Source organism: Sinomonas cyclohexanicum, from assembly GCF_020886775.1.
Lineage (GTDB): Bacteria > Actinomycetota > Actinomycetes > Actinomycetales > Micrococcaceae > Sinomonas > Sinomonas cyclohexanicum.
Window position 1 is genome coordinate 2,497,314 of record NZ_AP024525.1, and the last position, 21,475, is coordinate 2,518,788.

The window sequence follows — 21,475 nt, forward strand, 5'->3', positions numbered from 1 at the left end:
CGGTCGGTAACGGAAGGGTCTCAGCCACGCTCGAGGAACACCTCCTTCTCGGGCTCGAGGTACGCGTCGATGGCCGCCCTCAGCACGGTGTGGTTGTCGAGGCCGGGGTCCTCGGCGACGATGGCGAGCGCGTCGGCGCGGGCGCGTTCGATCACCTCGGCGTCGCGCAGCACCCGCAGGAGCCGCAGCGTCGAGCGGCGCCCAGACTGAGTGGCACCGAGAATGTCGCCCTCGCGGCGGTGCTCGAGGTCCTTCTGCGCGAGCACGAACCCGTCCGTGCTCGCGGCGACCGCATCGAGGCGCGCCCTGCTCGGATGCCCCGGTTCGAGGGAAGTCACCAGGAGGCATGTGCCCGCGTGGCCGCCACGCCCCACGCGCCCGCGCAGCTGGTGGAGCTGCGCGATCCCGAAGCGGTCCGCGTCGAGAATGACCATGAGGGTCGCGTTCGGCACGTCGACGCCGACCTCGACCACTGTCGTCGCGACGAGCAGGTCCGTCGCGCCGGAGGCGAAGCCCTCCATCGCGGCGGCCTTCTCGGCGCTGTCAAGCCGCCCGTGCAGCACGCCGATGTGCGTCCCCGCCAGATCCGGCTCCTCGGCGAGCTGGGCCACCGTGGCGCCGACCGAGACGGCTGGCTTGCGGTCCTCGCGCGGACCGAGCGCGGTCCCGCCCCACGTCTCCTCGTCAAGCGCCTCGAGGTCGCCTTCGTCCTCGCCGGACTCGCCGATGGTCGGGCAGACCACGTAGACCTGCCGCCCGGCGTCGATCTCCTCGCGGGCCCGTTGCCAGATGCGGCGAGCCCAGGACGGGTTCTCGGCGAGGCCAACCACGTGCGTGGCGATCGGCGACCTGCCCGCCGGGAGCTCGCGGAGCATGGACGTTTCGAGGTCGCCGAAGACGGTCATGGCCACCGTGCGCGGAATGGGAGTCGCGGTCATGACGAGGAGGTGCGGAGTGGCCAGGCTCTTGGCCCGCAGGGCGTCCCGCTGCTCGACGCCGAAGCGGTGCTGCTCGTCGACGACCACGAGGCCCAGGTCGGCGAACTGCACGTTTTCGGACAGGAGCGCGTGCGTGCCCACCACGATCCCGGCCTCGCCGCTCGCGGCTGCGAGCAGGGAGCGCTTGCGTTCGCCGCCGCTCTGCCCGCCCGTGAGCAGGACGACTTCGACGCCGTCGTCCGCGCCGAGGAGCCCGTCGCGGGCGAGGGGCCCCAGCGTCCGCCGGATCGACTCGTAGTGCTGGCCCGCGAGGACCTCGGTGGGTGCCAGGAGCGCGGCCTGCCCACCGTCGTCGACCACTTGGAGCATCGCCCGCAGCGCCACGACCGTCTTTCCTGAGCCGACCTCGCCCTGCAGGAGGCGGTTCATGGGGTGATCGGCGGCAAGCTCGGCGGCGAGCGTCTCGCCCACGTCCTTCTGGCCGGCCGTGAGCGTGAAGGGCAGCTGGGCGTCGAACGCCTCGAGCAGCCCGCCGCGCCGGGCCGGGCTGGGACGGGACGGCAGGAGCGCGTGCTGCGCCTTGCGCCGCGCGAGCGCCGTCTGCAGCACCAGCGCCTCCTCGTACTGGAACCGCCGCCGCGCCGCTGTCCACTCCTGCGCCGCGGCAGGCGTGTGGATCATCCGGTAGGCGTCCGCGATGGCGGGCAGCCGGTACTGCGCGCGCAGCGCGTCCGGGAGCGGGTCGGGGAGGGTCTCTAGGTCCAGCTGGCCGAGGAGGGTGGCGGCGGACTGGGCGATCTTCCAGCTCGGCAGCTTCGCCGTGGCGGGATAGACGGGAATCGGCCGGTCCGCGAGCTCCTCGGCACTCGCGCTCGCGTCACCCATCGATGCGTCGTCGAGCAGCATGTAGTCCGGGTTGGTCAGCTGGAGCCTGCCCCGGTATGCGCCGACACGGCCGGAGAACATGGCAACCGTGCCCGGCGTGAGCTGCTTCGGTGCGGCGAAGCTGTTGAAGAACGTGAGGCTGATCGTGTCCAGCGCGCCCTCGAGCCCGTCGCTGACCAAGACCTCGGTAATGCGGCCCTTTCGCGTCGCCATTGTCCTGCTCGTGGTCTTCACGACGCGCCCCACTAGCGTCACGTCCGTGTCGATCGGCAGATCGGCGATGCGCGTCAGCTCGCCGCGCTCGGCATAGCGGCGGGGGAAGTAGTCCAAGAGCTCGCCCGCGGTCGTGAGGCCCAGATGGTCCTTGAGCTTCTTGGCCGAGGCTCCCCCGAGGAGCCGGGCCAGATCGGTCTCACGCCGAGCGGCCACGCCGGTCCTCCTGCACGAGGTGCTCCGTGCCGTCCCCCGGAGCGCCTTCCGAGCGGAGCTCGGTCATCGCGACGCGCTCCGGCTCGCCGATGGCTCGGATCAGCGCGAGCGCTCCGTCCGGGTCCGCGACATGGACGTGCACGCGCCAGCGGCACACGCCTGCCTCATCGTCGAAGGCGCCGACCGGGCTCATGATCACCGAGTCGCCCACCTCATCGAGACGCTGCCGCAGCCCGGCGGCATCCAGAGGGCTGAGCCGGATCGTGCACATGATCTCGACGCCCTCGGCCTCCGGCTGGTCGCCGTGGATGTGGGGGTCCTGGACCCTGAGCCCGTGGAGCGTCTCGAGGGTGTCCTCGGCGATACCCTCGCCGAGGACCGCGGTCCGCAGCGCGGCGAGGACCAAGAGCAGGCCTACTCCGCCGGCGTCGACCACCCGGGCAGAAGCGAGCACTCCGAGCTGGCCCTCCGTGGCGACGACGGCGCCGAGGGCCGCCTCGACGGCGCCGTCGAGAGCGGCGGCGAGCGCGAGGTTGCTGTCCTCGTGCGCCGCGGATCCGGAGGCGGCAGCGGCGCCGCCCGCTGCGGCCTCGAGGACGGAGAGCATGGTTCCGCCGACGGGCTCGCTGAGCGCGGACCACGCGCGGATCTGCGCATGGTGGAGGGCGCGGGCGAGGAGCGGGCCGCTGAGCCGGACGTGGCCCGCGAGGGAGGCGGCGAACGCGTCGAGGAATACGGCGAAGAGAGTCCCTGAGTTGCCCCACGCCTCTTCCATGGCAGCCTGCCCGGCGGCACCGAGGACCTCTCCGAGGTCTGTCCCATCGGCGGCGGCCGCGGCGACGGAGGCGACACGCACGGTGTGGTAGAGGTTCGTGCCGGTATCGCCGTCCGCGACGGGGAAGATGTTGATCGCGTTGAGGCGGTCGCTGTGGTTGGCCAGCGCGGTCTCGGCATCGTCGAGCCACCGGCGCATCGCGGCGGCGTTCGAGGCGATCTTAGCGTGCAAAGTGATCCCATCCGCTCGGTTGCGCGGGACGCCCGGCGACGGCGACCCCGCCCGGCCCGCCGGCCGGAGGCACCACCGAGCCTATCGCAGTGAACCCATCTGGCAGCTGTGAGGTCGAGGGGAACGTCGCGAGGAGTCCGTGGTCCTCTCCTCCGCCCAGCACCCATGCGAGCGCGTCGGCGCCCAGGAGGACGGCGGGCTCGGCAAGGAGCGTGGCGTACGCACCGAGCGCCGACTCGTCGAGATCGAGCACGACGCCGCTCGCCCGCCCCATGCGGTCGCCGTCCCTGAGCAGTCCGTCCGAGAGATCCATGAGCGCGCTCGCGCCGGAGCGCGCGGCGAGGGGACCGGCAGCGAGCGGCGGCACAGGGCGGCAATGGCTCTGCACCACCCCGCGGAGGGCTGCGCCGAGCTGTCCGTACCGGGGGCCATGCTCGAGGAGCGAAAGCCCCGCCGCGGCCGTCCCGAGCCGGCCGGCCACGGCAACGACGTCGCCCTCCCGCGCCCCGGAGCGCAGCACCGGGGCGCGCCCCGCGAGCGTCCCGAGCACCGTGACGGTCACGGACAGCTCCCCCCGCGGCCGAGGTCGCCGCCGGCCACCGTGCAGCCGTCGGCGCCGAGTGCCCGGATGGCCTCGACGAGCCCGTCGGCGAGGCCCTCGACCCAGTCGGCCCCCGTCTCGGGCGGGAGGGTGAGGCTCACGACCATGCTGGTCGCCACGGCGCCCATCGCGTTGATGTCGCTGAGGTTCTGGGCGGCGGCCTTCCACCCGACGTCCGCCCCGGTGCTCCGGTACCCGTTGGGCCACACGAGCCGGAAGTCCTGCCCCTCCGTCTGGGTGTCCGTGCTGACGACGACCCTCCCGTCCGGTGCGGCGATGACCGCGGCGTCATCGCCCGGGCCCAGGATCGGCGAGCCGAGGACCGCGAGGCGGGGGAAGATGCGTTCGAGGAGTTCTCCCTCGCTCAGCTCGCCCACGCGGGGCGCCAGTCGTGGGGAATTGGTCACAGCCATAGCGTATCGGCACCCGTCCGGGCCAGAGGCCGTCCGTCGCGGCGGTACGCTGGAGGGAACCCCTGTGCCCCGGATGGAGAAGCATGCCCGCACGCCGCCAGCCCCTCGCAGCCCGCCTCGTCGCCCCGACGGCTGGCATGGCCCTCGCGGCGGTCCTCGCAGGGTGCTCGGTCCCCGTGACCGTCCAGCCCGCACCGGACGCGGCGAATCCAGCGTGCGCGCCGCTCATGATCGCGCTCCCGGACACGCTCGGCGACGCCCAGCTCCGCAAGACCACGAGCCAGGCCACCGCAGCGTGGGGCGACCCCTCCGCCGTCGTGCTCCGGTGCGGGGTTGCCTCCCCGGGGCCGACCACGGACCGGTGCGTGAGCGTCAACGGCGTGGACTGGGTGATCAAGGAGGACGGACCGTCCTCCGGCGCCGCGGCGGAGCCGTCGGGCCAGGCAGCGTCGGGCCAGGCATCCGGTCAGCCGGACAGCGGCACCTACACGCTCACCACGTTCGGCCGGGAGCCGGCGACTGAGCTCCTGCTGGACACGAGCCGGATCAGCTCGGCGACGGTGCTCGCGAGCCTGTCCTCCGCGGTCTCCAAGATCCCGGCCACCCGCCACTGCGTAGGCCAGGAAGACCTCGCGAAGCTGCCCGCGAACGGCTGAGGCTCCGCCCTACCGCAGGCCCGTGGGCCGGGCGAGCGCGAGCTGGATGAGCTCGTCGATGAGGTCGCGGTAGCTGATCCCGGTCGCGGCCCACATGGCCGGATACATGCTGATCGGGGTGAAGCCCGGCATCGTGTTGATCTCGTTGATGACGAACTCGCCCTCGGGCGTGTAGAAGAAGTCGACGCGGGAGAGGCCCTCCGCGGAGACCGCGTCGAATGCGATCGCGGCGAGCTCCCGCACCTGGTCGATGGCCTCCTGCGGGAGGTCGGCCGGGCAGGAGAGGGACGCGGCGTCGTTATCGACGTACTTGGCCTCGAAGTCGTAGAACGTGTGGGCGCCGCCCTGCACCACGATCTCGCCGGGCAGCGACGTGCGGGGCGCGTCGCAGCCGCGGCCCTCGAGCACGCCGCACTCGATCTCGCGCCCCACGATCCCCGCCTCGATGACCAGCCGGAGGTCGTGCCGCCGGGCCTCGGCGATCGCCGCGTCGAGCCCCTCGGGGCCGTCCACCTTCGTGATGCCCACGGAGGACCCGGCACGGCACGGCTTGACGAACACGGGGTAGCCGAGGCGGGCGACGGCGGCGCGCACCGCCTGGGGGTCACGGCGCCACTCCTTGTCGGTCACCGTGACGTACGGGCCGACGGCGAGGCCGGCGGCCTCGAACGCCACCTTCATGAAGTGCTTGTCCATGCCCACGGCAGAGGCCAGGACGCCCGCCCCGACATACCGGACGTCCGCGAGCTCGAGGAGGCCCTGCACCGTCCCGTCCTCGCCGAAGGCACCGTGCAGGAGCGGGAAGACGACGTCGACGTCGCCGAGCTCGCGCGGGACCCGGTTGGGCTCGGTGACCAGGAGGTGCGCCGCGCCGTTGGACTCCGCCAGCCGCACGGTGGACTCGCTCGGCTCAACCTGGGGCTGATGCCCCGTATTGAGCGCCCACTGGTGCCAGTCGCTGTGCGAGAGGACCCATTGGCCCGCGCGGGTGATCCCGATCGGCACGACCTCGTACTTGTCGGGATCGATGGCACCCATCACGCCTGCCGCGGTCACGCAGCTCACGGCGTGCTCGCTCGACCGGCCGCCGAAGAGGAGGGCCACACGCGTCTTCCGGGGGTTCGTGGTTTCTGTCACGCTTCTAGTCGCCTTCTGATTTGAGCTGCCGCGCGAGCAGCAGGGGTTCGAGCTGGTCTACCGGGAGCTGGCCCCTGAGGACGGCCACGACGCCGGCGGTGATGGGCATGTCGACTCCGTGCCGCTTCGCGAGCTCAAGGACGGCCGGGGCCGATTTGATCCCCTCCGCGATCTGGGTCATGCGCGCGCCGACCTCGTCGACGGACAGGCCCTGGCCGAGGAGGCTTCCGGCGGAGTGGTTCCGGGAGAGCTTGGACGAACACGTGGCGACGAGGTCGCCGAGGCCGGCCAGGCCGGACATGGTGGTGAGGTCGCCGCCGAGCGCCATGGCGAGGCGCGTCGTCTCGGCGAGGCCGCGCGTGATGACGGTGGCCTTCGTGTTGTCCCCCATCTCCTTCCCCTCGCAGATGCCGACGGCGAGCGCGATGACATTCTTGACGATTCCGCCGATCTCGACCCCCACGACGTCCGAGCTCATGTAGGGGCGGAAGTAGGGCGCGGTCGAGGACTCCGCGATCCACTGGGCCGTGTCGTGGTCCGCGCACGCGACGACCGCGCCGGTGGGCTGTGAGCGCGCGATCTCCATGGCCAGGTTGGGCCCCGAGAGCACCGCGATCTGGCGCGGCGGCAGCCCGGTGAGCTCTGCGATCACCTCGCTCATGCGCTTGTCGGTGCCGATCTCGAGGCCCTTCATGAGGGAGAGCACGACGGCGCTGCGCGGCACGTGTGCGCCCCATGCAGACAGCTGGCCGCGCAGCGACTGGGAGGGGACGGCCAGCACCACGAGCTCGGCGCCCTCGAGCGCCTCCGCCGGGTCGGTCGTGGCGGTGATGCACTCGGGCAGCGCGATGTCATCGAGGTACTTCGCGTTGCGGTGCCGTCCGATGTCGCGGACCACGTCCGCGCTGCGGCCCCACACCCGGATGCTCCGGTCGGTGCCGTGGCTGGCCGCCGCGTCTCCGAGGACCTTGGCGAACGTGGTCCCCCAGCTTCCGGCCCCCATGACGGCAACGCGCCTCAGGGCGCCATGCGCGGCGGCCTCGGGGCGGTCGGGCGGCATGGCCTCCGCGCTCACGCGAGGGTCCCGCCGCGCTCGACGTCCCGCCCGTGGTTCGACTGCTCGTGCTGGGTCGGGTCCCAGCGCGTGGCCGGGGGCTCCTCGCCGCGGAGCTCGGCGAGCAGTGCGGTGATGGCGGCCATGATGCGCTCGGTGGCCTCGACGAGGGTCGTCTTGTCCAGCGGCCGGTCCCGCAAGTCGCTGAGGTCCACGGGGTCGCCGACGGCCACCACGGCCTTCTTGCGCGGGAATGGATAGAGGCGTTTGGCGTACCGCGGGAAGAGCTCGTGGTCGCCCCAGTGTGCGATGGGGACCACGGGCGCGCCCGTCTTGAGCGCGAGCCGCGCCGCGCCGGTGTGGCCCTTCATGGGCCACAGGCCGGGGTCGCGGGTCAGGGTGCCCTCGGGGTAGACGATGATGGCGCCGCCCTCGTCGACGACCTCCCGAGCGATCCTGAGCGAGGCGCCTGCCCCCGCGCCGCCCCGGTCGACCGGGATCTGCTTGGTTCCGCGCATGAGCGGGCCGAGGATCGGCGGCTTGAACAGCCCGGCCTTGGCGAGGAAGTGCGGCGGGCGTCCCTGGTTGTAGAGCATGTGCCCCACGGTCAGGGGGTCCAGCTCCGTGCAGTGGTTGGGACAGGCGATGAAGCCGCCTCCCCCCGGCAGGTCCCTGAGCTTCTCGGTCCCGCGCCACTCCTTGGACATGAGCATGTTCATCAGGGGGCGCACGACGCTGGCCGCGATCGCGAACGCGATCTTCTCGCCCGTGCTCTCGTGAGCCTTCCGCGCGGCCGGGACGCTCACTTGGCCTCCTCGACGTCGAAGTCAGCACCGAGGCCCGCGAGCTTCTCGGTGAAGTGCTCGTAGCCCCGGCGGATGACGTCGACGCCCGTGGCGCGGGACACGCCGTCGGCCGCGAGTGCCGCGATGAGGTGGCTGAAGCCGCCGCGCAGGTCGGGCACGTTGAAGTCCGCTCCGTGCAGCGGGGTGGGACCGGAGATGACGGCGGAGTGCAGGAAATTCCGCTGGCCGAACCGGCAGGGCACGCTGCCGAGGCACTCCCGGTGCAGCTGGATCGTGGCGCCCATGCGGCCGAGGGCCTCGGTGAAGCCGAACCGGTTCTCGTAGACCGTCTCGTGGACGATCGACACGCCCTCGGCCTGGGTCAGGGCCACGACGAGCGGCTGCTGCCAGTCGGTCATGAATCCCGGGTGGACATCTGTTTCGAGGACGAGCGGGGAGAGCTTGCCGCCCGTGTGGTGGAAGCGGATGCCGTCATCCTCGATCTCCAGTCCGCCACCGAGCTTGCGGAAGACGTTCAGGAAGGTGACCATGTCCAGCTGGCTCGCGCCCTCGACGAAGATGTCGCCGCCCGTCGCGAGGGCCGCCGAGGCCCACGAGGCCGCCTCGTTGCGGTCCGGCAGGGCCCGGTGGGTGTACCCGCCGAGCTCGGGGACCCCCTCGATGCGGATGGTGCGGTCGGACATGACGCTGATCAGGGCGCCCATCTTCTGCAGGACCAGAATCAGGTCAATGACCTCGGGCTCGATGGCCGCGCCCGAGAGTTCGGTGATGCCCTCCGCGCGCGTGGCCGAGAGGAGCACCTGCTCGGTGGCCCCCACGCTCGGGTAGGGGAGGGAGATCTTCGCACCCTTGAGGCCGTGGGGCGCCGAGATGCTGATGCCGCCGGTGCGCTTGTCCACGACGGCGCCGAACTGGCGCAGCACCTCGAGGTGGTAGTCGATCGGCCGGTCGCCGATGCGGCAGCCGCCGAGGTCGGGGATGAATGCCTCCCCGATCGCATGGATGAGGGGGCCGCACAGCAGGATGGGGATGCGGGAGTCCCCTGCATGCGCATCGATGTCCTTGACGTTCGCGGTGCGCACGTTCTGCGGGTCGAGGGTCAGGTCGCCGGTCGCGGGATCGGCCTCGACGCTCACGCCATGCAGCTGGAGGAGGCTCGTGACCACCTCGACATCCTTGATCTCGGGCACGTTGCGCAGGATCGACGCCTCGTTGCCCAGGAGCGCGGCCACCATGGCCTTCGGGACCAGGTTCTTTGCGCCGCGGACCCGCACTCTGCCAGAGAGGGGGATGCCGCCACGAATCGTCAGGACACTGCTCATCTGCACCTATTCCTCACTGGCCCCCATTGCCTGGCTCCGGACCCGCCCGGCTGGGGACCCAGCTAAGCATAGGGGCTCGCGTCCGGGGAGGTGAAAACCCCGGCCGCGAGCCCCGGCAGCGGGCCGCCGTGTGCGCAGTGCCCGCTGCGCGGTCTACGTGCGGGCGGGAAGGGTGGTGGGCTTGAACGGCGGGCGGTTCGTCTCGTACGCGGAGATCTCGTCCGAGTGCTGGAGGGTGAGCCCGATGTCGTCGAGGCCCTCGAGGAGGCGCCAGCGGGTGTAGTCGTCGATCTCGAACGGCGCCACGAGGTTCCCGCACGTGACGGTCTTCGAGCTGAGGTCCACCGTGATCTGGGTGCCCGGGTGGTTCTCGAGCTCCTTCCAGATCAGCTCGATGTCGTCCTGCGCCACGACCGCGGCGAGGAGCCCCTGCTTGCCCGAGTTCCCGCGGAAGATGTCTGCGAACCTGGCGGACAGGACCACCTTGAAGCCGTAGTCCTTGAGGGCCCAGACGGCGTGCTCACGGGAGGAGCCAGTGCCGAAGTCCGGGCCGGCCACCAACACCGAGCCGCGGTTGAAAGGCTCCTGGTTGAGGATGAACGATGGGTCCTTCCGCCAGCTCGAGAAGAGCGCGTCCTCGAACCCCGTGCGGGTGATGCGCTTGAGGAAGACGGCGGGGATGATCTGGTCGGTGTCCACGTTGCTCTGGCGCAGCGGGACGCCGATGCCGGTGTGGGTGGTGAACTTCTCCATGGCTGGTGTCCTTCCTCAGGCTGCGGCGTCAGCCGTAGCGGGGTCGAGGTCCGAGGGCGACGAGAGTGTGCCGCGGATGGCCGTGGCGGCCGCCACGACCGGGGAGACGAGGTGGGTGCGGCCCCCCTTGCCCTGGCGTCCCTCGAAGTTGCGGTTCGAGGTCGAGGCGCACCGCTCCCCCGGGGCCAGCTGGTCCGGGTTCATGCCGAGGCACATCGAGCAGCCCGCGAAGCGCCACTCGGCGCCGAACTCGGTGAAGACCTTGTCGAGGCCCTCGGCCTCGGCCTCGAGGCGGACCCGGGCCGATCCGGGGACCACCATCATCCGGACGTTGGGGTCCTTGGTGCGGCCGCGGATGATGTCCGCGGCGGCACGCAGGTCCTCGAGGCGGGAGTTGGTGCACGATCCGAGGAAGACGGTGTCGACCCGGATGTCCTTCATCGGCGTCCCGGCGTCCAGGCCCATGTAGTCGAGGGCACGGCGGGCTGCGGCCTTGGCGTTCTCGTCGGCGAAGTCCTCGGGGTCGGGGACAGACTGGGAGAGCGAGACGCCCTGGCCGGGGTTGGTGCCCCACGTGACGAACGGCTCGAGCTCGTCAGCGTCAAGGAAGACCTCGGCGTCGAACACGGCATCATCGTCGGTGCGCAGCGTGTCCCAGTACTCGACGGCGGCATCCCAGTCCGCGCCCTGCGGGGCGTGCGGGCGGCCCTTGACGAACTCGTACGTCGTCTCGTCCGGGGCGACCATGCCCGCCCGGGCGCCGGCCTCGATCGACATGTTGCAGATCGTCATGCGCGCCTCCATGGAGAGGGCACGGATCGCCGAGCCGCGGTACTCGAGGACGTAGCCCTGCCCGCCTCCGGTGCCGATCTTGGCAATGACGGCGAGGATGATGTCCTTGCTGCTCACACCGGGCTTGAGCGTTCCCTCGACCGTGACGGCCATGGTCTTGAAGGGCTTGAGCGAGAGCGTCTGGGTGGCCATGACGTGCTCGACCTCGCTCGTGCCGATGCCCATGGCGAGGGCGCCGAACGCACCGTGCGTGGAGGTGTGCGAATCGCCGCACACGATCGTCAGGCCTGGCTGTGTGAGGCCCAGCTGGGGCCCCACCACGTGGACGATGCCCTGCTCCTTGTCGCCCAGGGAGTGGAGGCGGACGCCGAACTCGGCGCAGTTGGCGCGCAGCGTCTCGATCTGCGTGCGGCTCGTCGGGTCGGCGATCGGCTTGTCGATGTCGATCGTCGGGGTGTTGTGGTCCTCGGTGGCGATCGTGAGGTCCGGCCGGCGCAGCTGGCGCCCGGCGAGGCGGAGGCCCTCGAACGCCTGCGGCGAGGTCACCTCGTGCACGAGGTGGAGGTCGATGTAGAGCAGATCGGGCTGCCCGTCCTCGCCCTTGCGCACCACGTGCGCATCCCAGACCTTCTCGGCCAGTGTGCGTCCCACGGCCTACTCCCTCCGACTCGTGCCAGTCTTGTGCCGGCGCCAGTCTCGTGCCGGCGCGGCAGGCCGCAATGGCTGCCTAGGTACCAGTGGACCAGTGGCGGGACCGTGCTGGCCACTCCGCCAACTTGCATCTCAGATATTGAGACGCCAATATCAACCTATGGACAATTCTAGTGGCGTCGGCGTGATCGACAAGGCTGCCCTCGTCCTCGACGCGCTCGAGGCCGGCCCGACGACGCTCGCGCAGCTCGTCGCGGCGACCGGACTCGCGCGCCCCACCGTCCACCGGCTCGCCCTCGCGCTCGTCCACCACCGCCTCGTGGCGCGTGACATGCAGGGCCGGTTCGTGCTCGGCTCGAGGCTCGTCGAGCTCGCCTCAGCGGCCGGGGAGGACCGCCTCATCGCAGCGGCGGGCCCCATCCTGGTCCAGCTCCGTGACGCGACCGGCGAGAGCGCGCAGATCTTCCGCCGTCAGGGCGACTGGCGCGTGTGCGTGGCCTCTGCCGAGCGCCCCGTCGGGCTGCGGGACACCATCCCGGTCGGCACGCAGCTGAGCATGAAGGCCGGCTCCGCGGCGCAGATCCTCGTCGCGTGGGAGGACCACGACAGGCTCCTCGAGGGTCTCAACCACGCGCGTTTCACCCCCACCGTGCTGGCGGGCGTCCGACGCCGCGGCTGGGCCCAGTCGCTCGGCGAGCGCGAGCCGGGGGTCGCCTCCGTCTCCGCCCCCGTGCGCGGCCCCTCGGGCCGGGTGATCGCCGCCGTGTCCATCTCGGGCCCCATCGAGCGCTTGACCCGGCAGCCCGGCCGTCAGCATGCTGAGGTGGTCTGCAACGCGGCCCGGCTGCTGACCGAGGCCCTGCGGAAGGGCAACGACTGAGCGGAACAGCACAGCGCGGGACGACGCAGGGAGAGTGAGGCGCTCCATGGGCGAGTACGCGGTGTTCCTGCGCGGCGTCAACGTCGCGGGCATCACCATCAGGATGGCGGACCTTCGCACCGCCCTCGCCGAGCTGCCCGTCAGCGGGGTGAGGACCCTGCTCGCGAGCGGCAACGCCGTTCTGGCCACAGACCTGGGGCGGGGCGAGCTCAAGGAGCGGATCGAGGAGGCCCTGCGCAGGACCTTCGGGTACGACGCGTGGGTTGTCGTCCTGACACGCGACGAGGTCGAGTCGCTCGTCGACGGCTGTCCCTACCCGCCGGACAACGCCGAGGTGCACTCCTACGTCACGCTCTCCTCGGACCCCTCGGCCCTCGACGAGCTGTGGGAGGTGACGTCGGAGGCCGGCACGGAGCGGACCCGTCTCGCGCCGTTCGCCACGGCGTGGCTGAGCCCGAAGGGCGCAACCCTCGACTCCCCCATGTCCAAGGCGACCGCCAAGGCCAAGTTCAAGTCCACGACCACGACCCGCAACCTGCGCACGCTGCTGAAGGTCCGGGACGCGCTCGCGTAGTCGCCCCGCTCAGCCCCTCGCGCGCACGACGGCGGCGGCGAACCTCGTGCGCCGCTCGATCGCCTCCTGCACGGGGACCACGACCTCCGTCTCCGCCACGGCGCGCACCGACGAGGTGAGCTTCCGGCGCACCCGGGCCGCGCGGCGTCGTGCGCTCAGGGCCGCGAACGGCGCGAGGACGAGCGCGAGCACGATCCCCAGCAGGATTCCGCCGATCACCATGAGCGTTGGGATCGGCCAGCCCTGGACTCGCGGCACCTCCGGGACGGGCATCTGCAGGTAGCCGATCACGGCGAGGACTCCGAGCCACCCCGCTCCCCCGAGGGCGGTCAGGAGGGCAAGCCACTGCAGGACGTTGGCGAGGGGCCACCACCACGAGCGCCCGCCCGCGCCCAGGTCCGTCCCGGCTACGGCCTGGTCGAGGGCGTCAGGGAGGCGTTCGCGGCCGTCGCGCGCCGCGGACCGGATCGCGGCGCGCCACGGCCCGGATGCGCCCTCGCTCGCGGCGTCCGCGAAATCGCGGACCGCCGCGTCGGTGCGGGCCCGCTCGGCGGCCGACGGCGCGGGGAGGGACGTGCGGTTGACGCGGGCCGAGGCGCCCGGGCGGGCCAGGCCGAGCCGCACGAGCGGGTCCCTGCCGAGCCGGCGGACCCAACGGGTGAGCGGCCACCCCGTGTGCGCCGCCGCCTCGCGGCCAGTGTGGACCCGGACGGCCTCGACGACGAGGGGCACGTTCGCAGCGGCGGCGAGCTCTTCGGCGAGCCTCCGGGAGGCCCCGGATCGGACGCCCACTGGCTCGCCGTCGCCTGAGGCCTCGGCGAGCCGCGAGGCGGCCGCGGCGACCTCGCCGGAGAGCCGCTCGCTCGCCGCCTGACGCCCGGCCGCGACCCTCTTGAGCGCCGCGCGGACCGCCGGGACGCCCTCGCCCGTGCGGGCCGAGGCCTGGATGACCTCGATTCCGCCGAGCCCCTCAGACGCGAGGAGCGCGCGGAGCGAGTCGAGGACGTCCGGCCGGTCCGCGTCGTCGAGCCGGTCGATCTGGTTCAGGACCGCGAGGGTCACGGCGTCCCTGCCGCGTAGGGGCGCGAGGAAGCCGGAGTGCAGCGCGTCGTCGGCGTACTTCTGCGGGTCGAGGACCCACACGAGCACGTCGACCATCCCGACAAGGCGCTCGACGATGGCGCGGTGCGCGGCCTCGGTCGAGTCGAAGTCCGGCAGGTCGAGGACGATGATGCCGCTCGAGTCGTCCGCGAACCCCTCCACCGGGGCCGCCTCGTGGCGGCGGCCAACCCCGAGCCAGTCCAGGAGGGGCCCGCTGCCGTCCGGTCCCCACACCGCGGCGAGGGGCTCGCTCGTGGTGGGCCTCGTCGCCGCGGCCGTCGCGACGGTCTCGCCCAGCACCGCGTTGAAGAGCGAGGACTTGCCGCTGCCGGTCGCACCGAAGAACCCGACGACAGTGTGGTCGGCCGAGAGCGATCGGCGTGAGGAGGCCCGGTCCAGGACGCCGTAGGCGAACCGGAGGTCCTCCTCGGGCAGGACGCCCTCAGCGAGGCCGCGGGCCGTGTCGAGCGCCTCGAGCCTCTCGTCGAGCCGAGTCGCCGTGCTCTTTCCGCGGTGCCGGCTCATTGGTCCTTCCCCTGCGCGGTATTCCTCTGCGCGGTCTTCCCCTGCGCGGTCTTCCCCTGCGCGGTCTTCCCCTGCGTCGTGTCCTTGCCGAGGCCCGCGAGGCTCTCGGCATCCGCCCTGAGCGCTTCCGCGGCGTCGGAATCCTCGGCGACCCCGGCGAGGCGCTCGTCGAAGCGGACCCGCTCCCGGTCCAGGAGGCGCCCACAGCGCGCTGCGAGGTCCGCCCGGGCCGTCTTGGCCAGGCGCCGCACGGCGTCGTCGCCGAACACCGCCTCGAGCACCTTCTGGCCGATCACCGCCGTCCCGGCCGCGATGCCGCCCTCCGCGAGGGTGAGCCCGCCCGTCATGGAGAACACGACGATCATGAGGGCGGCGCCAAGCCCGTTGATGCCGAATGAGATCCACCGGGCCCTGATGCGCTTGTCCGCGCCTTCCTCGCGGATGAGGTCGATGAGGGCGCCCTGCCAGTCACGGATCTCCCTCGCCGCGCGGTCGGAGAATCCCGGGGTGGGCCCCGAGAGGTCGTCGCCCGCGAGCAGCGCCCGCCCGGCGGGGTCCGCACGCCAGCGGCGGTCCGCGTCCTCGGCCGCGGTGGCGGCCTCGTCGACGATCACGGCAAGGAGTCCGCTCTCGATCGCGGTCTCGACCTTGGCAACGGGAGGCGGCTCGCCGCGGAAGAACGCGCCCACCCGGTCGCGCAGGCGGCCGATTCCCTGCTCGATGCCCCGGACGAGCTCGCCCGTGCCCACGAAGTCCTGCCAGCGGGCGAGGACCTCGCCGCGCAGAAGGGCGCCGTCCTGCGTCGAGGCGGTGATGCGCGTCAGGGCCCCCTCGTACGCGTCCGAGGCGTCGGCGGCGAGCTGCCCCGCGGCGTCGCTCTGCGCCTCGAGCGCGTCCGCGGCGCGTCCCACCCTGCCTGCGAGGGCGCGCACCGCGCCGTCGAGCGTCCGGCGGGCGACGGCGGAGCGCGCCGCCGCGTCTGCGGCGAGCCCGGAGAGCCACTCGCGCAGCGGCCCGACGGCAGAGGCGGGGAGCATCCCGAGCGCGTCCAGACGGTGCTCCTGGATGACGAACAGCCGCGCGGTGCCGAGTCCCTCGCGCTCGAGCATGGAGGACAGATCCGCGGACACCTCCGTCTCGGCCTCCGCGGGCACCCGGTCGAGCACCACCGCGACGAGGATGTCCCTCGAGGCCGCCTCGGAGAGGATCCTCCAGGGCACGGCGTCGGCGTAGCGGTTGGCGGTGGTGACGAAGACCCACAGGTCCGCAGCGGCGAGCAGCTGTCCCGCGAGCCTCCGGTTGTCGTCGGCGACCGAGTCGACGTCCGGGGCGTCGAGCAGGGCAAGCCCACGGGGCACGGCGTCGTCGGCGAGGAGCACGATCGAGCCGTCCGCCGCCGGCTCCGGTGCCGGGCCGGCCTCGCGCGCGGGGACGTTGCCCTTGGTCAGCGCGCCCCGCACCCTCGCGAGGCCGGGCAGGATGCGCGTGCCTTCGAACCACGGCGCCTCGTCCGGGTGGTGCAGCAGCAGCGGACGCCGCGTGGTGGGGCGGACCGCGCCGGCCCGGGTCACGGGGTGCCCGACGAGCGCGTTGACGAGGGTGGACTTGCCGGCACCAGTGGAACCGCCCACCACCGCGAGCAACGGCGCGTCAAGGCTTCGGTAGCGTGGCAGGACATAGTCGTCGAGCTGGGCGATGGCCCCGGCGACGTCGGAGCGGGCCTCCTCGGCGCCAGCGATCGCGAGCGGGAGGCGTACCTCTGCCAGACGCCCGCGGACGCCCTCGAGGACGTCGAGTGCGCCGGACGGGGCGGCCTTCCCTGCCGGCAACTGATAGCTCACGAACCCCATCATGCCAGCCGCGGCACGCGTCGGAGGTCAACGAGAGGGGAGGCTGTGCGCGCGGATGCGGTGCCCGGCTCGTGCTGACTGCGGCCGCAAAAGAAAGAGGGCCCGGTCCGAAGACCGGGCCCTCTTCGAGGTGACCCCAGCGGGATTCGAACCCGCGTTACCGCCGTGAGAGGGCGGCGTACTAGGCCGCTATACGATGGGGCCTTGCACCTTGCCTATTCAGTGGTATGAGTCCCGGCGCATGCCAGAACCCATTCCGTGACCCCAGCGGGATTCGAACCCGCGTTACCGCCGTGAGAGGGCGGCGTACTAGGCCGCTATACGATGGGGCCGTGGTACTTTACCGTGCTCAGGAATGAGCAATCCTTCTGCCCGCGAGGCGGATTTCAGGAGCTGGGATACCAGGACTCGAACCTAGAATGACGGTACCAGAAACCGTAGTGTTGCCAATTACACCATATCCCACTGTGTCTTCCGGGCCGGGTCCACCGGGTCGCCCCGACTCGCTCCGTGCCCCTCAGCACGAGTAATTACTTTACCCGATGCTCCCGTGCGCTCCAAATCGGGCGAAATACCCCGCCAGAGACCCACACCGATGCGAGTCTCTGGCGGGGTATTGCCGGGTCTCAGGCGAACCCGAGGAGCCTGGGGACCTCGCCCAGGCTCACGACCTGCTCGGGCACAGACCGCGCGGCCTCGGCATCGAGGACGGCCGCGCGGCGGTTGAGCCAGATGCCGCGGAGCCCCGCGCCGGCAGCGCCGATGACGTCGTGGGCCGGGTTGTCGCCGATGTAGATGGTCTCCTCGGCCCTCGTGCCGAGCTGACGGAGCCCCTCACGGAAGATCGCCGGGTCCGGTTTGGCCACGCCCACCGCGTCGATGCCCACGAGCACCCCGATGCGCTGCAGCCCGGCGGTGTCCAGCTTGGCCCGCTGGTAGTCGTGAACGTTGTTGCTCACCGCCCCGTACGCGACCCCCGCCGCCTCGAGGGCGTCCAGGAACGGCATGACGTCAGCAAACGGCCGCACGTACGAGGGTTGCGCCCTCTCGTACTCCGCGAGCCATTGCGCCGCCTGGGCGCCTGAGTCGAATGCCGCGCCGAAGTGGGCCAGGCACCGCTCGGCCCGCAGCACACGCTGCTCGGCGAACGTGATCTCACGGGCGATGTAGCGGTCGTAGATGTCGTCCGACCCCCGGGTGAAGATGCGGCAGAACGTCACCCAGTCGTCCTCGCCCAGATGCGGCAGGAGCGGCCCGCTCACCTCGCGCAATGCCCGGTCCATCGCGCCCTCGAGGTCCACGAGCGTCTCGTCGATGTCGAGGAGGACGCCGCGAATGGTGCCGGGGCGCGCGGGACCCGAGCGCATGCCGCCGCCGGGCAGAGAACTGGCCTGCCCGCCGTCGTGCGTCTCCGCAGTCTCCACAGCCTCAGGCTCGGCGAGGGCCTCAGCCACGGAATGCCTTGATACGGTCCAGCGAGGACTCCTTGCCGAGGATCACCATGGACTCGAAGAGCGGCGGGGAGATCCGCCGGCCGGACACCGCCGTGCGGACCGGGCCGAACGCGAGGCGCGGCTTGATGCCGAGACCATCCACGAGCGCGGAGCGGAGGGCGGCCTGGATCGCCTCGGCCGTCCAGTCGGCGAGCGGCTCGAGGGCCGCGAGTGCCGCGTCGAGCACTTCGGTGAGGTTCTCGGGCATGCCCTTGAGCGCGTCGGCGGCGACCTCGATCGCGGAGTCGTCCGCGAAGAGGAAAGCGAGCATGTCCGGGGCCTCCCCGAGCAGCGTGATGCGCTCCTGGATGAGCGGCGCGGCCTCTGTCAGGATGTCCTCCTGCCGTGGGGTGAGCTCCTCCCCCACGATCCCCGCCTCGCGCAGGTACGGCACGAGGCGGTCGCGGAAGTCGGCGGGCTCCAGCATGCGCACGTGCGTGCCGTTGATCGCCTCGGCCTTCTTCAGGTCGAAGCGGGCAGGGTTGGGCAGGACGTCGGCGATGTCGAACGCGGCCGTGAACTGGTCCACCGTGAAGATGTCCTCGTCGGCCGAGAGGGACCAGCCGAGCAGCGCGAGGTAGTTCAGGAGTCCCTCGGGGACGAAGCCGCGCTCACGGTGGTGGAAGAGGTTCGACTCGGGATCGCGTTTGGAGAGCTTCTTGTTGCCCTCGCCCATGACGTACGGCAGGTGGCCGAAGATCGGCATGTAGCTCGCAACGCCCACGGCGTGCAGCGCGTAGTACAGCGCCACCTGGCGCGGCGTCGAGGAGAGCAGGTCCTCGCCGCGCAGCACGTGGGTGATGCCCATGAGCGCGTCGTCCACCGGGTTGACGAGCGTGTACAGCGGCGAGCCGTCGGCACGCACCACCACGAAGTCCGGGACCGACCCGGCCTTGAACCGGATCTCGCCGCGGATGAGGTCGTTGAACACGACGTCCTCGTTGGGCATGCGGAACCGCAGCACGGGCTCGCGGCCCTCGGCGCGGAACGCGGCCTTCTGCTCGTCGGTGAGGTCGCGGTCGGAGTTGTCGTACCCGAGCTTGGGGTCGCGGCCGGCCGCCTTGTGGCGTGCCTCGATCTCGGCGGGGGTCGAGAAGGACTCGTACAGGAAGCCGGCGTCCGTGAGCTTCGCGGCGACGTCCTTGTAGAGGTCGAGCCGGCGGGACTGGCGGTACGGCTCGTGGGGTCCGCCCACGTCGATGCCCTCGTCCCAGGTCAGGCCGAGCCAGCGCAGCGCCTCGACGATCTGCTCGTAGCTCTCCTCCGTGTCCCGCTGAGCGTCCGTGTCCTCGATGCGGAACACGAACGTGCCACCGGTGTGGCGCGCGTAGGCCCAGTTGAACAGGGCGGTGCGGACCATGCCGACGTGCGGCGTACCGGTCGGCGACGGGCAGAAGCGCACGCGCACCGGGGTGTCCGGCGTGACGGTCGGGATGGAGGCGGGGTCGAGCAGGGGGGCTGCGGGCGAGGAAGTCATAGTGCCCCTATTCTATGGGGCTCCCTCCATGCGGCTGTCCGCCCACCGCCGGGGCGGGGACACACGTGCTGCCCCGGGTCCGTCCTTCCGGCTAGCGCCGCACGATCGGGTTGGCGAGGGTGCCGATGCCCTCGATCTCGATCTCGACGCGGTCGCCGTCCTGGATGAGGCCGACGCCGGCGGGGGTCCCGGTCATGATGACATCACCGGGCAGGAGCGTGAACGCCGAGGACACGGCCGCGACGAGCTCGTTGACGCCGAACACCATGTCCGCGGTGGTGCCGTCCTGCTTGGTCTGGCCATTGACCGTGGTCGTGAGGCGGAGGTCTTCGACGTCGAGCTCGGTCTCGATCCACGGGCCGAGCGGCTTGGACGTGTCGAACGACTTGGCCCGGGCCCACTGCAGGTCGGAGCGCTGTTTGTCCCGCGCGGTGAGGTCGTTGCCGACCGTGTAGCCGAAGATGACATCCGCGGCCTTCTCGGCGGGCACGTCCTTGCAGATGCGGCCGATCACGACACACAGCTCGCCCTCGTAGGAGACCTCCTCGGTCCACTCGGGCAGGACCACCGGGTCGCCCGGGCCGACCACCGCGGTGTTGGCGACGAGGAACATGGACGGCTCGGTGGGCAGCTGGTTGCCCATTTCCTTCGCGTGGTCCGCGTAGTTGCGGCCGATCCCCACCACCTTGCTGCGGGGGATGATCGGGGCGAGCAGGCGGACGTCGTCGAGCGGGTGGGTCTCGCCGGTGGGCTCCACACCGTTGAAGAACGGGTCGCCCTTCATGACGGCGACCTTCTCGTGGCCTGGCTCGCCCTGGACCACGCCGTAGAAGGGGGTCGAATCCGAGCCGGAGATGCTGACACAACGGGCAATGCGCATGGGGTTCACCCTATCGCGGCCACCGGTCGGCCAAGGCCACAGGCCGGGGAGCTTCCGACAGCGCAACGGCGCGCCCCCAGCGGATGCCGGGGACGCGCCGTCGTGCGCGACGCAGCGAGCGTCAGGCGAGCTGCGTGAGCCAGCCGTGCAGGTCCTCAACCGTTCCGGTCTGGATGCCAAGGAGCTGCTCGCGGATGCTCATCGCCACGGAGTCTGCCGGGAGCGGCGGGGTGAGGAGCGAGCCGTCCTTGGTCTTGAGCTCGCCGATCGGCGTGATCACGGCCGCGGTGCCGCACGCGAAGACCTCCGCGAGCGTGCCGTCCGCAACGGCCTTGCGCCATTCATCGATCGTGATCTTGCGCTCCTGGACCGTCAGGCCGCGGTCGGAGGCGAGCTGGAGGACCGAGTCGCGCGTGACGCCGTGGAGGATGTTGCCGTTGAGCGCCGGCGTGACAACCGTGCCGTCGGTGAAGACGAAGAAGACGTTCATGCCGCCGAGCTCGTCCACCGCGTTGTCGTTGGTCGGGTCGAGGAAGAGGACCTGCTTGCAGCCGTTCTCCTCGGCCTCGATCTGGGCCGCGAGCGACGCCGCGTAGTTGCCGCCGCACTTCGCCTCGCCGGTGCCGCCGTGGCCGGCGCGCGCGTAGTTCTCGGAGAGCCAGATCGAGACGGGCTTGAGCTCACCGCCGAAGTAGTTGCCGGCCGGGGAGGCGATGACGCGGTAGGAGACCTCGCGGGCGGGGCGCACGCCGAGGAAGGCCTCGGTGGCGATCATGAACGGGCGCAGGTAGAGGGACTCGCCGTCGCCGTCAGGGACCCAGTCCTTGTCCACGGAGACCAGCTGGCGCAGCGACTCGATGAACGCCTCGGGCGGCAGCTCCGGCAGCGCGAGGCGCTTGGCCGACTTGTTGAAGCGGCGCGCGTTGGCCTCCGGCCGGAACGTCCACACCGTGCCGTCCGCATGGCGGTACGCCTTGAGGCCCTCGAAGATCTCCTGGCCGTAGTGCAGGACGGCCGCGGCCGGGTCCATCGCGATCGGCCCGTACGGCTCGATGCGCGCGTTCGACCACCCACCGTTGCCCTCCTCGTCGACCTTGTAGTCAATCACGGCGGTGTGGTCGGTGAAGTAGTCGCCGAATCCCGGGTTCGCCAGGACGGCCGCACGCTCCTCGGCGGCCTTCGGGTTCTCCGAGAGCCTCCGTGTGAATTCAACGCCGAGGGCGTTCTGAGTCATGATTCCTCCACATCGTTC

General features: G+C 71.5%; 17 protein-coding genes, 3 tRNA genes and 1 pseudogene. 3 read left to right on the forward strand and 18 right to left on the reverse strand.

Annotated elements, in window-relative coordinates:
- Positions 1-20: 20 nt before the first annotated feature.
- The 3 genes and pseudogenes from SCMU_RS11920 to SCMU_RS21160 form a co-directional block, all read right to left on the reverse strand.
- Positions 21-2,252 (reverse strand): ATP-dependent DNA helicase RecG, encoded by a 2,232-nt coding sequence (locus tag SCMU_RS11920; protein ID WP_229229364.1) that lies wholly within the window; start codon positions 2,250-2,252, stop codon positions 21-23.
- Positions 2,236-3,225 carry a DAK2 domain-containing protein gene (locus tag SCMU_RS11925; RefSeq protein ID WP_443020313.1) on the reverse strand — a complete coding sequence of 330 codons (990 nt, stop codon included), beginning with the start codon at positions 3,223-3,225 and terminating at the stop codon, positions 2,236-2,238. Before SCMU_RS11925 ends, SCMU_RS11920 begins: the two co-directional genes overlap by 17 nt.
- Before the next feature lie 22 nt (positions 3,226-3,247).
- A pseudogene (locus tag SCMU_RS21160) lies at positions 3,248-4,272 on the reverse strand (thiamine-phosphate kinase).
- Between the two features lie 83 nt (positions 4,273-4,355).
- On the opposite strand from SCMU_RS21160, the gene SCMU_RS11940 reads away from it, so the two are divergent.
- Positions 4,356-4,928 carry a DUF3515 domain-containing protein gene (locus tag SCMU_RS11940; protein WP_229229368.1) on the forward strand — a complete coding sequence of 191 codons (573 nt, stop codon included), beginning with the start codon at positions 4,356-4,358 and terminating at the stop codon, positions 4,926-4,928.
- A 9-nt stretch (positions 4,929-4,937) separates the two neighbouring features.
- On the opposite strand, the gene SCMU_RS11945 is transcribed toward SCMU_RS11940, so the two are convergent.
- The 6 genes from SCMU_RS11945 to leuC form a co-directional block, all read right to left on the reverse strand.
- Complete coding sequence (locus tag SCMU_RS11945; protein WP_229229369.1) at positions 4,938-6,065, reverse strand: D-alanine--D-alanine ligase family protein; 1,128 nt, start codon at positions 6,063-6,065, stop codon at positions 4,938-4,940.
- A 4-nt stretch (positions 6,066-6,069) separates the two neighbouring features.
- A complete protein-coding gene (locus SCMU_RS11950) occupies positions 6,070-7,125 on the reverse strand; it encodes an NAD(P)H-dependent glycerol-3-phosphate dehydrogenase (RefSeq protein ID WP_371829671.1) in 1,056 nt (351 codons plus the stop codon).
- An 11-nt stretch (positions 7,126-7,136) separates the two neighbouring features.
- A complete protein-coding gene (locus tag SCMU_RS11955; RefSeq protein ID WP_443020314.1) occupies positions 7,137-7,838 on the reverse strand; it encodes a lysophospholipid acyltransferase family protein in 702 nt (233 codons plus the stop codon).
- An 83-nt stretch (positions 7,839-7,921) separates the two neighbouring features.
- Positions 7,922-9,247: a UDP-N-acetylglucosamine 1-carboxyvinyltransferase gene (gene murA, locus SCMU_RS11960; protein WP_229229372.1), complete on the reverse strand. Its 1,326-nt coding sequence runs from the start codon at positions 9,245-9,247 to the stop codon at positions 7,922-7,924.
- 153 nt (positions 9,248-9,400) lie between these two features.
- Positions 9,401-10,000 carry a 3-isopropylmalate dehydratase small subunit gene (gene leuD / locus SCMU_RS11965; RefSeq protein ID WP_229229373.1) on the reverse strand — a complete coding sequence of 200 codons (600 nt, stop codon included), beginning with the start codon at positions 9,998-10,000 and terminating at the stop codon, positions 9,401-9,403.
- Positions 10,001-10,015: 15 nt separating this feature from the next.
- Positions 10,016-11,443, reverse strand: a complete 1,428-nt coding sequence (leuC, locus tag SCMU_RS11970; RefSeq protein ID WP_229229374.1) for a 3-isopropylmalate dehydratase large subunit — start codon at positions 11,441-11,443, stop codon at positions 10,016-10,018.
- A 160-nt stretch (positions 11,444-11,603) separates the two neighbouring features.
- Here leuC and SCMU_RS11975 point away from each other — a divergent pair, with 160 nt between their 5' ends.
- Positions 11,604-12,323 (forward strand): IclR family transcriptional regulator, encoded by a 720-nt coding sequence (locus SCMU_RS11975; RefSeq protein ID WP_189692811.1) that lies wholly within the window; start codon positions 11,604-11,606, stop codon positions 12,321-12,323.
- A gap of 46 nt (positions 12,324-12,369) precedes the next feature.
- On the forward strand, positions 12,370-12,897 hold the full coding sequence (locus tag SCMU_RS11980) for a DUF1697 domain-containing protein (protein WP_229229375.1): 528 nt from the start codon (positions 12,370-12,372) through the stop codon (positions 12,895-12,897).
- 9 nt (positions 12,898-12,906) lie between these two features.
- On the opposite strand, the gene SCMU_RS11985 is transcribed toward SCMU_RS11980, so the two are convergent.
- From SCMU_RS11985 to SCMU_RS12025, 9 genes are all read right to left on the reverse strand, one after another.
- Entirely contained in the window at positions 12,907-14,523 is a 1,617-nt protein-coding gene (locus tag SCMU_RS11985) for a GTPase (RefSeq protein WP_229229376.1), read from the reverse strand.
- Positions 14,520-16,364, reverse strand: coding sequence for a dynamin family protein (locus SCMU_RS11990; RefSeq protein WP_229229377.1), 1,845 nt, complete (start codon positions 16,362-16,364; stop codon positions 14,520-14,522). Before SCMU_RS11990 ends, SCMU_RS11985 begins: the two co-directional genes overlap by 4 nt.
- A gap of 140 nt (positions 16,365-16,504) precedes the next feature.
- Positions 16,505-16,577, reverse strand: a tRNA-Glu gene (locus SCMU_RS11995).
- Positions 16,578-16,632: 55 nt separating this feature from the next.
- A tRNA-Glu gene (locus SCMU_RS12000) sits at positions 16,633-16,705 on the reverse strand.
- A gap of 61 nt (positions 16,706-16,766) precedes the next feature.
- Positions 16,767-16,838, reverse strand: a tRNA-Gln gene (locus SCMU_RS12005).
- 161 nt (positions 16,839-16,999) lie between these two features.
- Positions 17,000-17,827: an HAD family hydrolase gene (locus SCMU_RS12010; RefSeq protein ID WP_229229378.1), complete on the reverse strand. Its 828-nt coding sequence runs from the start codon at positions 17,825-17,827 to the stop codon at positions 17,000-17,002.
- Complete coding sequence (gltX, locus tag SCMU_RS12015) at positions 17,820-19,343, reverse strand: glutamate--tRNA ligase (protein WP_274602853.1); 1,524 nt, start codon at positions 19,341-19,343, stop codon at positions 17,820-17,822. Before gltX ends, SCMU_RS12010 begins: the two co-directional genes overlap by 8 nt.
- A 91-nt stretch (positions 19,344-19,434) precedes the next feature.
- Positions 19,435-20,223, reverse strand: coding sequence for a fumarylacetoacetate hydrolase family protein (locus SCMU_RS12020; RefSeq protein ID WP_229229379.1), 789 nt, complete (start codon positions 20,221-20,223; stop codon positions 19,435-19,437).
- Between the two features lie 121 nt (positions 20,224-20,344).
- A complete protein-coding gene (locus SCMU_RS12025; protein ID WP_229229380.1) occupies positions 20,345-21,457 on the reverse strand; it encodes a branched-chain amino acid aminotransferase in 1,113 nt (370 codons plus the stop codon).
- Positions 21,458-21,475: the final 18 nt, after the last annotated feature.